Source organism: Pedococcus sp. P2_D9 (assembly GCF_056404275.1).
Genome location: NZ_JBFUEI010000010.1, coordinates 161,560 through 177,349 on the forward strand (window position 1 = coordinate 161,560; position 15,790 = coordinate 177,349).

Consider the following 15,790-nt stretch of genomic DNA (forward strand, 5'->3'; position numbering starts at 1 on the left):
ACGGATCGACAGACGCCGGGAGGAACGCGTGGTGACCAGCCCGCTCGACGCCGCGTCCCTTCGTGAGCGCGTACAGCGCACCGTCGACGACGTCCTCGCCCACCAGGCCGGGGTCCTCGCCGAGGTGGGCCCCGACGCGCAGGAGCTGCTCGGCGCCGTCGCCCGCCTCCTCACCGGCGGCAAGCGGCTGCGGGCCGCCTTCCTCTACTGGGGCTACCGCGCCACCGGACAGCCCGACTCGGACGCCCTCGTCCGCGTGGCCACCGCCATGGAGTTCTTCCAGGCGGCTGCGCTGATCCACGACGACGTCATGGACGACAGCGACACCCGGCGGGGTATGCCGGCTGCGCACCGTTCGCTCGCAGCTCGCCACGAGCGTGAGTCGTGGTCCGGCGACGCCGACCGGTTCGGGGTGGCCGGCGCGATCCTCGCCGGCAACCTGTGCCTCAACTGGACCGAGGAGATCTACGCGACGTCCGGTCTCGACCCCGACCACCTCGCGCGCGGGCGAGGCGTCTTCGACGTGATGCGAACCCAGCTCATGGGCGGCCAGTTCCTCGACGTCGTGGAGTCCGCGCGGTCGTGGGACGGCGTGTCCACCCAGGAGCGGATCGACCGGGCAGAGCACGTGATCCGGTTCAAGAGCGCCAAGTACACCGTCGAGCACCCACTTCTCATCGGGGCCACTGCCGGTGGCGCGTCCGAGGAGGACCTCTCGGCCCTGTCCCGCTACGGCCTCGACCTCGGCCAGGCGTTCCAGCTGCGCGACGACCTGCTGGGCGTGTTCGGCGACCCGGCCGCGACGGGCAAGCCCGCGGGCGACGACCTGCGAGAGGGCAAGCGCACCGTGCTGATCGCGCACGCCCTCGCCGGGGCCGACCCGGCCGGGGTCGAACTCATCGAGGCTCGACTGGGCGACCCCGCGCTCGACGACCAGACGGTGCACCGGCTGCGCGAGGCGATCACAGCCGCAGGTGCGGTCGACGCGGTCGAGGCCGACATCGCCCGCCTCGCCGGCTCGGCGCGGATGGCTCTCAAGTCGACGCGTGAGCTCGCACCCGAGGCGGCAGGGGTGCTCGACCAGCTGATCGACAGCTCGACGACCCGGGCCCACTAGGCGTCCTCAGGCCGCCCGTCCTGGGCTGGCGCCGCTAGAAGGCCTGCTCCATCGCGCGGCGCCGCACCTCGGTCTTGAACCCGGCCGCCAGGTTGTCGACCGGGGTCCCGGCGACGCGCAGCGTCTCGTCGCGGGTGAACAGCCAGCGGAGGATCTCCGCGTCGTTCAGGCCTCCGTCGGCGAGCACGGTGAAGGTGCCCCGCAGGTGACGGAACACGTCCTCCTCGAGGAACTGCGCCGGTACCGCGACGACGTTGCGCTCACCGACCCTGGCGCTGAGCAGCTCGCGGTCCTCGATCAGCTTGCGCACCGACGACAGTGGAATGCCCAGCCGCTCGGCGATGTCGGGCACGGTCAGCCAGGAGCCGACGAGGTCTTCGAGGGGGGTCTCCGCGGGGTCCGCAGGCTGATCGGTCACGGGACAAGAGTGCCAGCGAACTCTTGCAAAGCAAATTGCGTCCCGGAGTGCCTCCGGGAGTGAATTACATCGATGTAAGTCGATATGGGGGCCTTCGATGGTGTACCTTTCACAATCGTCACACTTGCCCCACTGTTCACTCCAGCCACCCGTTCCATCACCTGTTCCACCACCTGCACCACCTGAGGCTCTCCACCACGTGCTCCACCACAGCCCGAAAGGCAGCCCCCGATGTCCCCAGTGATCGCTCCGGCAGCGCTCCCTTCGGCCACCCTCCAGGCGGCCGTCGCCGTCGTCCAGAAAGCCAAGCCCGCCCCCTATGGCTGGGTGGCCTACACGGTCCGGACCGGAGACACCCTGGCCGACATCGCCGCCCGCACGGGGACCACGACGGGGACCCTGGCGACACGCAACCACCTGAGCCACGGCGGGAACCACCTGTCCATCGGACAGCGGCTGTCGGTGCCCAAGACCGCCACGCAGGCCCGCGCCGAGGCGGCCAGGGCACGAGCCGCGGCCGCGGCGAGGGCTGCGGCGATCAAGCGAGCGACGTACGTCGTCCGTTCCGGTGACACGCTGAGCCACATCGCCGCGCGCAAGGGTGTGTCCCTCGCCGCCCTCCTCAAGGCCAATCGGCTCTCCCCCCGCTCGGTGCTGCAGGTCGGCCAGAAGGTCCGCATCCCCGGCGCCGGAGCCGCGAGCGCCCGCCGCCCGGCGGCCGCAGCGCCGTCCATCACCACCTACCGGGTGCGCAGCGGTGACACGCTCAGCGTCGTCGCCGCCCGCACCAAGACTGCCCTCCCGACGGTGTACTCGCTGAACCGGCTGAACGCCCGCAGCGTCATCCACCCCGGCCAGGTCCTCAGGGTCCACGGGGCCACGCCGGCGGCCACCCGCCCCGCCGGCACCGCGGCATACGCGGTGCGCGCCGGCGACACGCTCAGCGGTATCGCCACGAAGCACAGCGTCACCCTCGCCGCCCTGCTCAAGACCAACCGGCTGTCCGCGGCCTCGGTCATCTACCCGGGCCAGCGGCTCAAGGTGCCGGCCAAGCCGGCCAAGTCTGCCGCGAGCGCCAACTCGTTCGCAGGGCGCACCTACCCCAGCTCGATCGTCAACGCGGCCAACCGCAACCGCGCCGCCCTGGCCCGGCACGCCGTTCCCAGCCGCAGCCAGACCCAGGCGATGATCGTCGCGACAGCGCGACGCCACGGCGTGGACCCCAAGCTGGCCCTGGCCGTCGGCTGGCAGGAGTCGGGCTGGAACCAGCGCCAGGTGTCGGTGGCCAACGCCATCGGTGTCATGCAGGTCATCCCGTCGTCCGGGCAGTGGGCCTCCGAGATGGCCGGACGACAGCTCAACCTGCTCAACACCCAGGACAACATCACGGCGGGGGTGGTGATCCTGCGCTCACTGACGCGGTCCGCCAGCACGGTCGACCAGGCCATCGCCGGCTACTACCAAGGTCTCTACTCGGTGCAGAAGAACGGCATGTACGCCGACACCAAGGGCTACGTATCCGCCATCAAGGCGCACCGCACCCGGATGTGAGCCAGCCTGACGAATGCGGTCGGGACAGCGCCCACGGACCCGCCTGCACGAGATGACCAGCGAGACCTCCTACACTTTGCGGGTGTCTTCCGGTGTCACCGAGTCGTTGCTCGGGCGTGTGTTCGACGGGCGCTACCGCGTCCTGTCGCACATTGCCGACGGCGGAATGGCGTCCGTCTACCTCGCCCTGGACACCCGGCTGGACCGTGACGTCGCGCTGAAGGTGATGCGCCACGACCTCGCGCAGGACGAGGCCTTCGTGAGCCGGTTCAAGCGTGAGGCGCGCTCGGCTGCGCGACTGTCCCACCCCAACGTCGTGTCGGTCTTCGACCAGGGCGAGGACGACGGCCACATGTTCCTGGCGATGGAGTACGTCCCGGGCCAGACCCTGCGCGAGGTGATGAAGGCCGAGGGTCCGCTGACCCCGCGCGCTGCCCTCGACATCATGGGTCCGGTACTGCAAGCACTCGGCGCGGCCCACCGCGGCGGCATCATCCACCGCGACGTCAAGCCCGAGAACATCATCCTGCGCGAGGACGACGGCACGGTGAAGGTCGCCGACTTCGGCCTCGCCCGAGCCGTCTCGACCCAGACCACCGCCTCCCAGACCGGTGTCCTGCTCGGGACGGTGGCCTACCTCTCCCCGGAGCAGGTCGAGCGCGGCATCGCCGACGCCCGCAGTGACGTCTATGCCGCCGGGCTCATCCTGTTCGAGATGCTCACCGGCACCAAGGCGTTCACCGGCGACACCCCGATCCACATCGCCTACCAGCACGTCCACGGTTCCATCCCGGCACCGTCGTCGAGGGTGACCTCGGTGCCTGCCGAGCTCGACGCGCTCGTGGCGCTGGCGACTTCGCGCGACCCCGACCACCGGCCCTACGACGCCGAGGACTTCCTCACCGAGGTCCGCAAGTCGCGGGCGATGCTGACCCCGACCGAGCTGGACCGCCGACCCGAGGGCCCCGCTGCCCTGGCCGGTGGAGCGAGCACCGTGGCCGTCGAGCGGACCAGCGCGCTCCCGGCGTCCACCGGTCACGAGCCTGCCGGTCACGAACCACGCCATGCCGCCGTCCCCGGTCGTCCCGTGCCGCGGCTGTCGCTGCCCATCGACCGCACCCCCACGAGTCCCCCCGTGCTGCCCGGGCGGGGCGTCGACACCATGGACAGCGACGACGACTACGACCGTCGCGGAGGGCCCTGGCGCTGGATCTGGATCGCCCTCGGCGTCGCCCTCGTCGCGGGCATCGCCGCCTGGTGGTTCCTCGCGGGTCCCGGCTCCCCCACCGTCGTGCCGGCGACCACCAACCTCACCTTCGCCCAGGCCCAGGACAAGCTGGACGTCGCCCACCTCGGCGCCGACCGGGTCGACAGCTTCGACGAGTCGGTGCCCAAGGGCGTGGTCATGTCCACCGACCCCGGCGCCGGCGCCGAGGTGCGACGCGGCACCGACGTCAAGGTCACCGTCTCCAAGGGACCGGAGCGGTATGCCGTGCCCAACGTGCTCAACAAGTCCGCGGCCGAGGCGCGCGACCAGATCACGGCGGCCAAGCTGACGGTGGGGACCAGCAAGGAGGCCTTCGACGAGACCGTCGCCGCGGGTCTCGTGGTGGGCGTCGACCCCAAGGTCGGCACCCCGCTCAAGCGCGGCACCAAGGTCAACGTCGTCGTGTCCAAGGGCAGGCAGCCGATCCCGGTCACCGACTTCACCAACAAGCCGGCCGCAGCGGCGGTCGACGCCCTGTCCAAGGCCGGGCTCACCGTCGACGCGACCGAGCAGGCCAACAGCGACACCATCGCCAAGGGCAACGTGATCTCGCAGTCTCCGGCCGGTGGCACCCTGTTCAAGGGCGAGACGGTCAAGCTGGTCGTCTCCAAGGGCCCGGTCCTGGTGAAGGTGCCCGACGTCTCCGGCAAGCAGGCCGACGAGGCCGAGGCGATCCTGCGAGCCGCCGGCTTCGACGTCAAGCGTGAGAACGCCCTGGGTGGCATCTTCGGCACTGTCCACCACACCAACCCGGCGGCCAACACCGAGGCGCCCAAGGGCTCGGTCGTCACGATGGTGATCGTCTGACCCTGTCCCCGTCGCGGCTGGCGACGCTGCTGCTCGTGTCGGTCACCGCGGTCTGGGGCTCGACGTTCTTCCTCATCCGTGACCTCGTCGAGCACGTGCCGTCGGCCGACTTCCTGACCGTGCGCTTCGCCATCGCGGCGGTCGTCATGGCCGTGCTGTTCCGGCGCCAGCTGCTCGCCCTGACCCGGCGTGAGGTCCTGATCGGTGTCGTCCTCGGGATCCTCTACGGCCTCGCCCAGCTGCTGCAGACGGTCGGGCTCGAGCACACCGACGCATCGGTGTCCGGGTTCGTCACCGGCACCTACATCGTGCTGACACCGGTGCTCGCCGCGATCCTGCTCCGCGACCGGATCCCGGGGACGACGTGGTTGGCCGTCCTGCTCGCCACCGCCGGGCTCGCGGTGCTCTCGCTGCGCGGCATCTCGGTGGGCTACGGCGAGGCCCTCACGCTGGCCGCGGCGGTGCTCTACGCGTTGCACATCATCGGGCTCGGCCGGTTCTCGACCGCTGCTTCCGCCACCGGCCTGGCGACCGTGCAGGTCGGGGTCATCACGGTGGTGGCGCTGGTCGGCGCGCTCCCCGGAGGCGTGACCCTGCCCTCCACCGGCGGCCAGTGGACCTCGCTGCTCTACATGGCCCTGGTCGCCGGAGCCGTCGCTCTCTGGGCCCAGACGTGGGCGCAGTCGCACCTGCCCGCCACCCGAGCGGCCATCGTGATGACGATGGAACCGGTCTTCGCGGCGTTCTTCGCGGTGCTGTTCGGGGGCGAGTCACTCACGCTGCGCATGCTGCTCGGGGGCGCGCTGGTGCTCACCGCGATGTACGTCGTCGAGCTGCTCGGTCGCAGCGCCGGCGCTTCGGCGGAGGAGGACCGGCCCGCCGAGCTGCTGCATCACGAGGTCTGAGGGTTGGCGTCGGGGCCTTGTTCCAGCAGTGGCACCAGCTCGGCGATGGCGCATTCGGTGCCGGCGTCGTCGACGTCGAGGTGCCAGACGAGGCGCACCGCCGTGGTGCTCACCGGATAGAGACGTATGCCGCGTCTGCCCGCCTCCTCGACGAAGGCCGCAGGGGTCCACCCCGCCCCCGCCACGTCGAGCACGACGATGTTGGTCTCCACCCGCCGGGGGTCGATCGAGGCGGGGACCGCTGCTGCCGCTGCCTCGGCGAAACGTCGGGCGCGCGCGTGGTCGTCGGCGAGCCGCAACAGGTGGTGGTCGAGCGCATGCAGGCCGGCCGCGGCCAGGATCCCGACCTGTCGCATGCCGCCCCCGAACCGCTTGCGCCAGATCCGCGCCTGCGCCATGAGGTCCCGCGACCCGACGAGGACCGAACCCACCGGGGCGCCGAGCCCCTTGGACAGGCACACGCTCACGGTGTCGAACAACGCGCCATAGGTTGCGAGCGGGACGCCGGTGGCGACGTGGGCGTTCCACAGGCGGGCGCCGTCGAGGTGCATCGCCACGTTCCGCGACCGCGTGCCCGCGCGCAGGGCTTCGATCTGGTCGAGCGGCTGGACCGTTCCGCCCCCGAAGTTGTGGGTGTTCTCGACGACGACCAGGCGCGTGTTGACCTGGTAGGTGCCGCCGTCGGGGATCATCAGCGCGAGCGGCTGGGCGGCGTCGAGCAGCCCGTGGTCGGCTACCCAGGACCGCGACGAGATGCCGGACAGCACCGCGGCGGCACCCATCTCCGCGCGCAGGACGTGGGCCAGCGAGTCCGCGATGAGCTCCTCACCGTGGGCGACGTGCAGGCGCAGGCACAGCTGGTTGGCCATCGAGCCGGTCGGAGCGAACAACGCGTCCTCGTGCCCGAGCAGCTCGGCCACCCGCTCCTCGAGCCGTCGGACCGTCGGGTCCTCGCCGAAGACGTCGTCGCCGACGGGGGCGTCGGCCATCGCCCGGCGCATCGCCTCCGTGGGCTGGGTGAGGGTGTCGGACAGCAGGTCGACCAGGGGCGCAGCAGGCATGCGAGCCAGCCTAGGAGGTGGACCACCGTGGACGGCCGGCGACCCGGCGGCATACCTGCTCGAAGCTCGCCAGGTGGCGGGCCGGGCCGGACCCGTCGCGGACGTCAGTCCTTGGCCAGCATCTCGGCGACGAGGAAGGCCAGCTCGAGGCTCTGCTGGTGGTTCAGCCGCGGGTCGCAGACCGTCTCGTAGCGCTTGTTGAGGTCGGCGTCGAGGATCTTCTCGGCACCGCCGATGCACTCGGTGACGTCGTTGCCGGTGAGCTCGACGTGGATGCCGCCGGGGACCGTGCCGAGCCCCTGGTGCACCTCGAAGAAGCCGCGCACCTCCTCGACGACGTCCTCGAAGTCCCGGGTCTTGTATCCGCTGGCCGACTCGAAGGTGTTGCCGTGCATCGGGTCGCAGATCCAGGTGACCTGCGCGCCCGAGCCGGTGATCTTCTCGACCAGGGTCGGGAGGGCGTCACGGACGGTCTTGGCCCCCATGCGGGTGATGAAGGTCAGGCGACCCGGCTCACGGTCGGGGTCGACCTTGTCGATCAGGCGCAGGACGTCGTCGATCTCGGCCTTGGCGGACAGCTTGATGCCGATCGGGTTGAGCACCTTGGAGACGAAGTCGATGTGCGCGCCGTCGATGTCGCGGGTGCGCTCGCCGACCCAGATGAAGTGGCCGCTGGTGTCGTAGAGCTCGCCCGTGCGGCTGTCGACGCGGGTCAGCGGTCGCTCGTAGTCGAGCAGCAGCGCCTCGTGGGACGAGAAGAACTCGGTGGTGCGCATGGCGTCGAAGTCGGCGCCACAGGCCTGCATGAACTTCATCGCCTTGTCGATGTCCTTGGCCAGCCGCTCGTAGCGGTTGTTGGCCGCGTTGGCGACGAAGCCACGGTTCCAGTCGTGGACGTGGCGCAGGTCGGCGAAGCCACCCTGGGTGAAGGCCCGCACGAGGTTCAGCGTGGCCGTGCTCGCGTGGTAGGCCTGCACCAGTCGCTGCGGGTTGGGCGTGCGTGACTCGAGGGTGAAGTCGAAGTCGTTGACCATGTCGCCGCGGTATGCCGGGAGGGTGACTCCCTCGCGCGTCTCGGCGCCGCTGCTGCGCGGCTTGGCGTACTGGCCGGCCATCCGGCCGACCTTGACGACCGGGACGGAGGCGCCATAGGTGAGGACGGCGGCCATCTGCAGGATGGTCTTCACGCGGTCGCGGATGTTGTCGGCGGTCGCGGACGCGAACGTCTCCGCGCAGTCCCCGCCCTGCAGGACGAAGGCGTCGCCACGTGCCGCTGCGGCCATCCGGGACTTCAGGACGTCGCACTCCCCCGCGAACACCAGTGGCGGATACGACGCGAGCTCGGCGACGGCGCTGGAGAGGCGGGCGGCGTCGGGCCACTCCGGCTGCTGGGCAGCCGGGAGGTGGGCGCCGGCCGCGAGGCTGGCGAGGGCGTCGTGGTGCTGCGTGGTGCTCACCGCTCAAGGATAGGCGGGACCGCGCGCACCCCGTCCCATGGCCCAGATCCCGATACCCTTCGACGCGAAGGAGGGTATCCATGGCCTCTCGACTAACGGTCCCCGGCAACCCGGTGGCGCACCCCGACGCGGTGGTTGCAGGCGAGTGCTGGCGGATCACCGTCCTCACCCCCGGGCTCCTGCGGCTCGAGTGGTCGGAGTCGGGCGGGTTCGAGGACCGGGCCAGCACCTTCGCGGTCAACCGCGCGCTGCCGGCGCCGGACATGCAGGTGCACCGCCAGGGTCAGCGGATCGAGCTGTCGACGGACTGCCTGCACCTCGACTACGACGGCGAGCCGTTCAGCCCGAGTGGTCTGGTCGTCACGGCGACGTCAGCGATGCCCGATGCCCACACCAGCGAGTGGCGGTTCGGCCAGCCTGCCGACGGGCTCGGCGGCACGGCCCGCACCCTCGATGACGTCGACGGCGCCGTCCCGCTCGGCCCGGGTGTGGTCTCCCGGACCGGCATCGCGGTCATCGACGACTCCGACTCGTTCCTCATCGAGGACGGTCGCCCTGCCGTGCGTCGCCCGGGCACCCGGGACCTCTACGTGTTCGTCCGCGGCCACGACTACCGCGCCGCCGTCGCCGACCTCTACGCAGTGTCCGGGGCCGTGCCGATGCTCCCCCGTTGGGCCCTCGGCAACTGGTGGAGCCGCTACCACCCCTACTCCGCGGACGAGTACCTCGAGCTGCTCGACAGGTTCGAGGCAGAGGGGGTGCCGCTGTCGGTCGCGGTCCTCGACATGGACTGGCACTGGGTCGACATCGACTCACGGTTCGGCACCGGGTGGACCGGCTACTCGTGGAACCGTGACCTCTTCCCCGATCCGCCCACCTTCCTCGCCGAGCTGCACCGCCGCGGCCTCGCCGTGACGCTCAACGTCCATCCCGCCGACGGGGTCCGCGCGTTCGAGGACGCCTACCCACAGGTCGCCGAGGACATGGGCGTCGACCCGGCCAGCGAGCGCGCAGTGGCCTTCGACCCGACCGACCCCCGCTTCATGGACTCCTACTTCCAGCGGCTCCACCACCCGCTCGAGGACGAGGGCGTCGACTTCTGGTGGCTGGACTGGCAGCAGGGCTCGTTCAGCCGCACACCCGGCGTGGATCCGTTGTGGTTGTTGAACATCGAGCACTTCAACGACTCAGCCAGACGAGGTCAGCTCCCCATCACCTTCTCCCGGTATGCCGGTCCGGGCAGCCATCGCTATCCCGTCGGCTTCTCGGGCGACACGCACATCACGTGGGACTCCCTCGCCTTCCAGCCCTACTTCACCGCGAGCTCGTCCAACATCGGCTACGGCTGGTGGAGCCACGACATCGGTGGCCACTGGTACGGCAGCCGTGACGACGACCTGACCGTCCGCTGGGTGCAGCTCGGTGTCTTCTCACCGATCATGCGCCTGCACTCGACGCTGCACCCTTTCATCCGCAAGGAGCCCTGGACCTTCCCCGCCCAGGCCCGCACCACGATCGACACCTTCCTGCGGCTGCGGCACCGGCTCGTCCCCTACCTGCACACCATGAACGCCCGCGCCGCGCGCGAGGGTGCGCCGCTCGTCGAGCCGATGTACTGGGCCGACCCCGGAGCCATCGAGGCGTATGCCGTGCCGAACCAGTTCCGCTTCGGGACCGAGCTCGTGGTGGCCCCGATCACCAGCCCACAGCAGGAGGTCCTCGGGCTGGGCAGCGCGCAGGCCTGGCTGCCCGACGGCGTGTGGACCGACCTGTTCACCGGCACGCGGTACCGCGGCGGGAGGCAGGTGCGACTGCACCGGCCGCTGGAGACCCTCCCGGTGTTGGTGCGCGCGGGCGGCCTCCTTCCGCTGGCTGGCTCGGACGACGCCTCCGTGGGTACGGCAGTCCCCGAGCACATCGAGCTCGTCCTGGCCGTCGGGGCGGACGGCCGGTTCGACCTCGTCGAGGACGACGGGAGCAGCGGTGCCGACGACGGGAGCAGGGGCCCGGACGACGGGAGCACCGCGGCGCACACCGCGGTCACGACGACCACCTGGGACGAGTCCAGCGGCACCCTGGTGATCGCGGCGCCCACGGGAGCGGTCGACGTCCTCCCTGCCTCACGCAGCTGGACGCTGCTCGTCCTCGGCGTCGAAGCCGGCGCCAGCATGACCAGCCAGGGCGGGGTCGAGACGACTCTCTCCCCCGAACCCACGACCAGCGGCACGCGGTTCGCCCTCGGCGACGTCGCCATCGGGGGCGGCCTGACGGTCACCCTCGGCGACGTCCGGCCCTTCGACTGGTCGCGGACCGTCGAGGCGGTGGGCCAGGTGCTCGACCGGGCGCGGATCGACTACAACCTGAAGAGCACCGCCTTCGACCTGGTCGAGTCGGCGGACGGGCCCACAGACGCGGCTGCGCGCGTGCGCGGTCTCGACCTCGACCGTGAGGTCGAGGCCGCCGTCCTCGAGCTGATCCTGGCCCAGTACTGACACGCTGCAGCCTCACCGCCGCGCTGGCACTATGGCATCGGAGCCCTCGGGCACCAAGACCTCGGACACCCACGGATGGGGGCTGCCATGTGGGCAGAGCTGGTGCTTCTCCTCGCTGCTGTCGTCTTCCTGGTGGTAACAGGCTTGCTGCACCGAGGCTTCGGGAAGCAGCCGGGCGTGGCCCTGGCGGGAACTCCCCCGCGATTCGCGGCGGCTGTCGACCGGGCAGGAGGCGCGTCGTCCGTGCGCGCCGGTCTGTGGCTCGACCTGATCTTCATCGCGGCATTCGGGCTCTCGGCGACCCTGCTCCTCCGCGCAGCCGACGCGAGGTGGGGGCTCCCACTGGGTGCCGCAGGGATGGACCTGCTGGAGAACCTCCTCATCGGTCTCTTGACCCGACGTGGCTCGGCGCCGGGCACAGGCATCCTGGCGGTCGTGGCGGTCCTCAAGTTCACCCTCTATCTGCTCACGCTCATCGAGCTCGTGCGTCACGTGCGGTGGTGAGGGAGCCGAGTCGAGAAGCTCCGCTCACGACCCGCCGGGTGGCTGCAGGGTCGCCCCGGGGTGCGAGTACACGACGTAGGCCAGCCACGTCGCATCACCGTCGGCACGAGCCTTGTCCCGTGCCGCCACCACGGCCTTGGCCATGGTGGCTCCCCCGAGGAGCTCGGTGTAGAGGGTCTCGACGAAGGTGCGCGCCGGCTCGTCGCCGACCGACCACAAGGAGCTGATGAAGGCTCCCGCCCCACCTCCCAGGAAGGCCTGCGCGAAGCCGCCGAGGCTCGACAGCTGGCGGGCGACCCGCCCCGCCTGACAGGCGTTGAGCACGACGAGCGGACCATTGCCCTTGGCATCGGCGAGGTCGGCCAGCTGCTCGACAGCGCTCGCGCTCAGCGACTCCTCGACATAGCTGCCGTTCTCCGCGCGACCGGCCAGCAGGATCCTGGCGTCGGACGCAGCGGTGTTGGAGGCGGCGCCGTGGCCGGCGAAGTGCAGGAGGTCGAAACCACCGTTCTGGATGATGTCGAGGACTGCGCCCTGCTCCGCCGCGACTGGTTTGGCGCCGAGCCGCCGCTTGAGGAACTCCTCCTCCTGGGTCACTTCGGTGAGCACCCAGTCCGGGTTGGCGTAGGCCGGGCACAGGGAAAGCACCTTGCCCTTGCGGGTGCGGAATCTCACCGGCCGGGGGAAGGTCCCCCACAGCCACCGGACCATGCCGAACTGCCCGAGGAACAGGGTCTCCGTGCCGAGCTTCTTCCCGCGTTCCTTGAGGTGCACGAGCTCCCAGGGGATGAAGGGTTCCTGGGACATCACCATGAGCTGGCCCAGCCGACTCCTGTTCTCCCACAACACGTCCTGCAGCTCCGCAGGGAACAGCTGGTCGAACAGCTGACCCCCGAAGACCCGCAGCTCCCGCTGGAAGGTCTGTTCGTCGCCCTTGCTGCTCAGCCAGCGCTCCTCGATCTTCGTGTAGAGGCCGTTGACGAACGCCTCACGGTTCTGCAGGGGTGGCGACGTGAACTGCCGCAGGATCCCGAGCTCCTGCGACTGGACGTCGTAGTCGTAGTACGTGTCCCCGCCGTTCTGGCGCTCGTTGATCCGCAGCCACTGGACGCCGTCAACACCAGTGACCAGCCCGGGATCCGTCTGGACCCGGGCCTCGGCAGAGACACGACCCGGTCGGGCGACTGTCGCCGTGCCCGAGACCGTCGCCGTGAGCCGCAGGGTCACCAGGGCAGCCGGGCCCTGGCGCAGCACGACCCAGACCTCGCCGTCGCCCGCGTGCGTGGGTTGCACGTCGAAGAGGAACTCGGCGACCTCACCCGGGGCCGGGACCTCGGTCGTGACCCGGTCATCCCCCACCGTCTCGACGTTCTGCTTCGGCAGGACCTGCACGATGAGCTCTCTGGTCGAGTCGACCTTGCCACCACCCGCGCCACTCGCGCCGGTCGCCGCCGCCTTCAGCTCCTCCCGTGAGAGGCGGCAGCTGAGGCTGACCGTGTGGCCGACCACGAGGTCCGACGGCAGGTCGGCCGCCATGAACACCGAAACATCGCGGCTTCGGGCTCGTCTTGAGGGTGCCCCGGACGTCGGCTCGGGCGGCTTGGCAGCGGACTCGAACTCGGGGCTCCTGGTGCCACGGCGGGCGCCGGCCGTGGGTGCGACCTCCTCGACGACGCCGACGGGAGCCCCACGGTCCAGGACGACGCGGGTCCGCCGCGTCCTCGGCAGGGGGCGACCCTGGGGTCCCGTCTCGCGCGGCAGCGGGCCCGGCACCCGCCCGACCTCGACGGTGGGGCTGCGCATCACCTCCTGTAGACCTAGGGCGTCACCGATGGCCGTGTCTGCCTTGGCCCCCCGCAGTGCGCGGGTGAGCGTCGCAGGGTCGATGGCGTAGTGCAGCGTCTGCCCTTGGTGCTCGCGGGTGACCACGACGAAGTCGGCGTCCCGGGCTGCCGCACGTCCCTCTCGTGGTGTCGCGTCGACGGGGACCACCCGGATGTTGCGGATCGCGCGGTGCGGCAGGCTCGGCCCCACCATCGAGCCGGGGGCCACCGCCGGCTGCGCCGGTCCCCCGACCCCCAGCCAGGCGGCGAGGGCGGTGGTGACCTGCGGCTGGATGAAGTAGTTGAGGTGGTAAACCACACCGTTTGCGCCGAAGTCGAGCGTCTCCTTGACGAAGCCACCGCCGGATCCGAGGTCGATCGCCGCCATGGAGGACGTATGGACCACGAGGTCGTTCTGGACCCCCATCAACTGGTCCACCAGACCGTCTGCCAGCGCATCCAGGAGTCGTCGCGGCAGCTCGGGCGTCCCGGCCCCGTGAGCGAAGAGCTTCGGCTCGAAGTCGGAGGACACTGCATACCAGGGTGTCCCGGCGCCGGGCTGACCGGGCTGGACCTCGTTGAGCATCTTCACGAACTTGCCGTCCGGCTCCATCGCGGCAAGGCCGGGCACCTTCCGGTCGGTGACCGCGGCCGCCACGAGGTACTTCACGAACGCGCCGACGCTCTTGACCACGCCGCGCACGATCTCCGCCGCGGGGGCGCTCCCCGTCAGGAGCCCGATCGCGCGCGCGGAGGCGGCGACCAGGTTCGTGTACAGGTCGACGAAGGTGTTCCAGTTCGCCGGCTCGGCCAGCCGCGTCCCGGCATTGGTGGCCCCCACGAAGATCATCCGCTGCACGGTGGCGCGCCAGGGCGAGGACGGCAGCAGGTACTCCACGAGACTCCGCGCAACCAGACCTCCGCGGCTGTAGCACACGATGTCGATGGTCGGCGGCGCCTTCAGCGCGTTCTTCTCGAGTCGCGCCAGGAGCTCTGTGGCGTTCTCCAGTGGGTCCTTGCTCAGGGTCGGGTGGTCGAATCCGAGGATGGCGTCGTATGCCGTGCCCGCAGCATCCAGGAACGCTCGGCCGTGGTCGGTGGAGGTCAGTGCGCCGTAGCTGCCCACCGTGGAGGAGAAGGTCCCGTGCACGAAGAGCAGGATGCGGGCCGGCCGGTCCTGGGGCAGCTTCACGTCCCCGAGCGTGCTCACCCGCGACCACTTGCTGACGTCCTTGCCCTGCATGATGACAAGGCCGGGCGTCACGTGTCGCTCCAGGAAGCCCATGAGCTGTCCGGGGACCAGCCCTGCCACGAACTTGAGGACGTAGGCCTTGGCGCGGCCCACGACGAAGTCGCCCAAGGGGCCCCGGACCGTCCGAGACGGAGCCGGCGCCGCCGTGGCCGGCTCGGACGCACGGACGTCGAGCTCGAAGTGCACCTGCCGCCGCGCCGGGCCGCGGCCGCGTCGCGCCCTCACGGTCGGGGTTCCGTTGTCGGTGGGCAGCTGCCAGGAGTAGAAGCCGTCCTGCTCCAGCAGGATCACGGCTGACTCCTCTGGCGCGACATCGAGGTCCAGGCTGACGGTGGCCGCCCGGCTGGGGGCACGCCTTCCCGGGGCCGGGCGGGGCGGCACCAGCTCCACGGGCTCGACCAGCTCGAGGTCCTGGTCGGCGAGGGCGTCCAGGAGAGCACCGGTCACGTTCTCCTGGCCGGCTGCGGTCCGGCCGGCTGTTGGGCTCCGGCGCCGTCGACCGGGACTCGGTGGGCTGCCGGTCGTGGTCGTGGCCGTCCCGACTGAGTACGAGTCGGGGTAGGTCACTGTCAGCGCACCAGAAGTCCATTGCCGACTCGGCATCGTGTCGTTCCTTCCGCCTTGGCCAACCCTCCACCGCAGGGCGAGGCTGCCCGCCAGAACCTGTGACGCAATCGAACGATAGGACCATTCGACGCGACCCAACTCCGGCAATTGCACGAGAATGACGTCAGCTGTCCCTCGCCCCGCGGCCCCACACATAACGCCGTCGCTTCGGTATCAACAGCGCGCCTGACCCCTCTTTGAGGACAAGAGGTTGGGTAACCTGCCCAGCCGAGGTTGGAGGATCGTCATGCGTGACGAATTCACGTCCCGGGTCTCGAGCCTGGCGATGGTGGTAGCAGCCCTCTCGAGCCTGGGCGCTGTGATCTACCTGTCCGTCAGTGGCCAGCAGGTGGACGAGTACCTGGCCGGTCTCGCGGGGCTCACCGTCGGCGCCCTCCTGCCCTCGCCGCTCACGTCGGGACGCACGGCCCCGCCGCAACCGCGCCCCGAGCAGGGACGGCACCGGGTGCCTCGGGGAAGCGCCGACCTCGCACGCTGAGGCGGCGCAGCGCGGCATACCCCATGGATGC

General features: G+C 70.6%; 11 protein-coding genes. 7 read left to right on the plus strand and 4 right to left on the minus strand.

Going from position 1 to position 15,790, the window contains the following annotated elements; translation table 11 throughout:
* Window positions 1–31 precede the first annotated feature (31 nt).
* Window positions 32–1,117 (plus strand): polyprenyl synthetase family protein, encoded by a 1,086-nt coding sequence (locus tag AC1DXJ_RS15475; RefSeq protein WP_477637438.1) that lies wholly within the window; start codon window positions 32–34, stop codon window positions 1,115–1,117.
* A gap of 34 nt (window positions 1,118–1,151) precedes the next feature.
* Here the strand turns inward: AC1DXJ_RS15475 and AC1DXJ_RS15480 are convergent, their stop codons facing one another.
* On the minus strand, window positions 1,152–1,535 hold the full coding sequence (locus AC1DXJ_RS15480) for an Rv2175c family DNA-binding protein (RefSeq protein WP_477613188.1): 384 nt from the start codon (window positions 1,533–1,535) through the stop codon (window positions 1,152–1,154).
* 231 nt (window positions 1,536–1,766) lie between these two features.
* Here AC1DXJ_RS15480 and AC1DXJ_RS15485 point away from each other — a divergent pair, with 231 nt between their 5' ends.
* The 3 genes from AC1DXJ_RS15485 to AC1DXJ_RS15495 all read left to right on the plus strand — a co-directional run bounded on the left by AC1DXJ_RS15485 (window position 1,767) and on the right by AC1DXJ_RS15495 (window position 6,065).
* Window positions 1,767–3,086 (plus strand): lytic transglycosylase, encoded by a 1,320-nt coding sequence (locus AC1DXJ_RS15485; protein WP_477637439.1) that lies wholly within the window; start codon window positions 1,767–1,769, stop codon window positions 3,084–3,086.
* 82 nt (window positions 3,087–3,168) lie between these two features.
* The gene (pknB, locus tag AC1DXJ_RS15490) at window positions 3,169–5,160 is read left to right on the plus strand and encodes a Stk1 family PASTA domain-containing Ser/Thr kinase (RefSeq protein ID WP_477613190.1); all 1,992 of its coding nucleotides are present in this window, start codon (window positions 3,169–3,171) and stop codon (window positions 5,158–5,160) included.
* 35 nt (window positions 5,161–5,195) lie between these two features.
* The gene (locus AC1DXJ_RS15495) at window positions 5,196–6,065 is read left to right on the plus strand and encodes a DMT family transporter (RefSeq protein WP_477613191.1); all 870 of its coding nucleotides are present in this window, start codon (window positions 5,196–5,198) and stop codon (window positions 6,063–6,065) included.
* On the opposite strand, the gene AC1DXJ_RS15500 is transcribed toward AC1DXJ_RS15495, so the two are convergent.
* Window positions 6,053–7,126: a threonine aldolase family protein gene (locus AC1DXJ_RS15500; RefSeq protein WP_477637440.1), complete on the minus strand. Its 1,074-nt coding sequence runs from the start codon at window positions 7,124–7,126 to the stop codon at window positions 6,053–6,055. The genes AC1DXJ_RS15495 and AC1DXJ_RS15500 overlap by 13 nt on opposite strands.
* A gap of 104 nt (window positions 7,127–7,230) precedes the next feature.
* On the minus strand, window positions 7,231–8,583 hold the full coding sequence (locus AC1DXJ_RS15505; RefSeq protein WP_477613193.1) for a class II 3-deoxy-7-phosphoheptulonate synthase: 1,353 nt from the start codon (window positions 8,581–8,583) through the stop codon (window positions 7,231–7,233).
* Between the two features lie 80 nt (window positions 8,584–8,663).
* On the opposite strand from AC1DXJ_RS15505, the gene AC1DXJ_RS15510 reads away from it, so the two are divergent.
* Together AC1DXJ_RS15510 and AC1DXJ_RS15515 are read left to right on the plus strand one after the other, a co-directional pair.
* Window positions 8,664–11,075 carry a glycoside hydrolase family 31 protein gene (locus tag AC1DXJ_RS15510; RefSeq protein ID WP_477637441.1) on the plus strand — a complete coding sequence of 804 codons (2,412 nt, stop codon included), beginning with the start codon at window positions 8,664–8,666 and terminating at the stop codon, window positions 11,073–11,075.
* An 87-nt stretch (window positions 11,076–11,162) separates the two neighbouring features.
* Window positions 11,163–11,579 (plus strand): hypothetical protein, encoded by a 417-nt coding sequence (locus AC1DXJ_RS15515; protein WP_477637442.1) that lies wholly within the window; start codon window positions 11,163–11,165, stop codon window positions 11,577–11,579.
* A gap of 24 nt (window positions 11,580–11,603) precedes the next feature.
* On the opposite strand, the gene AC1DXJ_RS15520 is transcribed toward AC1DXJ_RS15515, so the two are convergent.
* The gene (locus AC1DXJ_RS15520) at window positions 11,604–15,416 is read right to left on the minus strand and encodes a DUF7379 domain-containing protein (protein WP_477637443.1); all 3,813 of its coding nucleotides are present in this window, start codon (window positions 15,414–15,416) and stop codon (window positions 11,604–11,606) included.
* 91 nt (window positions 15,417–15,507) lie between these two features.
* Here AC1DXJ_RS15520 and AC1DXJ_RS15525 point away from each other — a divergent pair, with 91 nt between their 5' ends.
* Entirely contained in the window at window positions 15,508–15,759 is a 252-nt protein-coding gene (locus AC1DXJ_RS15525) for a hypothetical protein (protein ID WP_477613197.1), read from the plus strand.
* The last annotated feature ends 31 nt before the right edge of the window (window positions 15,760–15,790 follow it).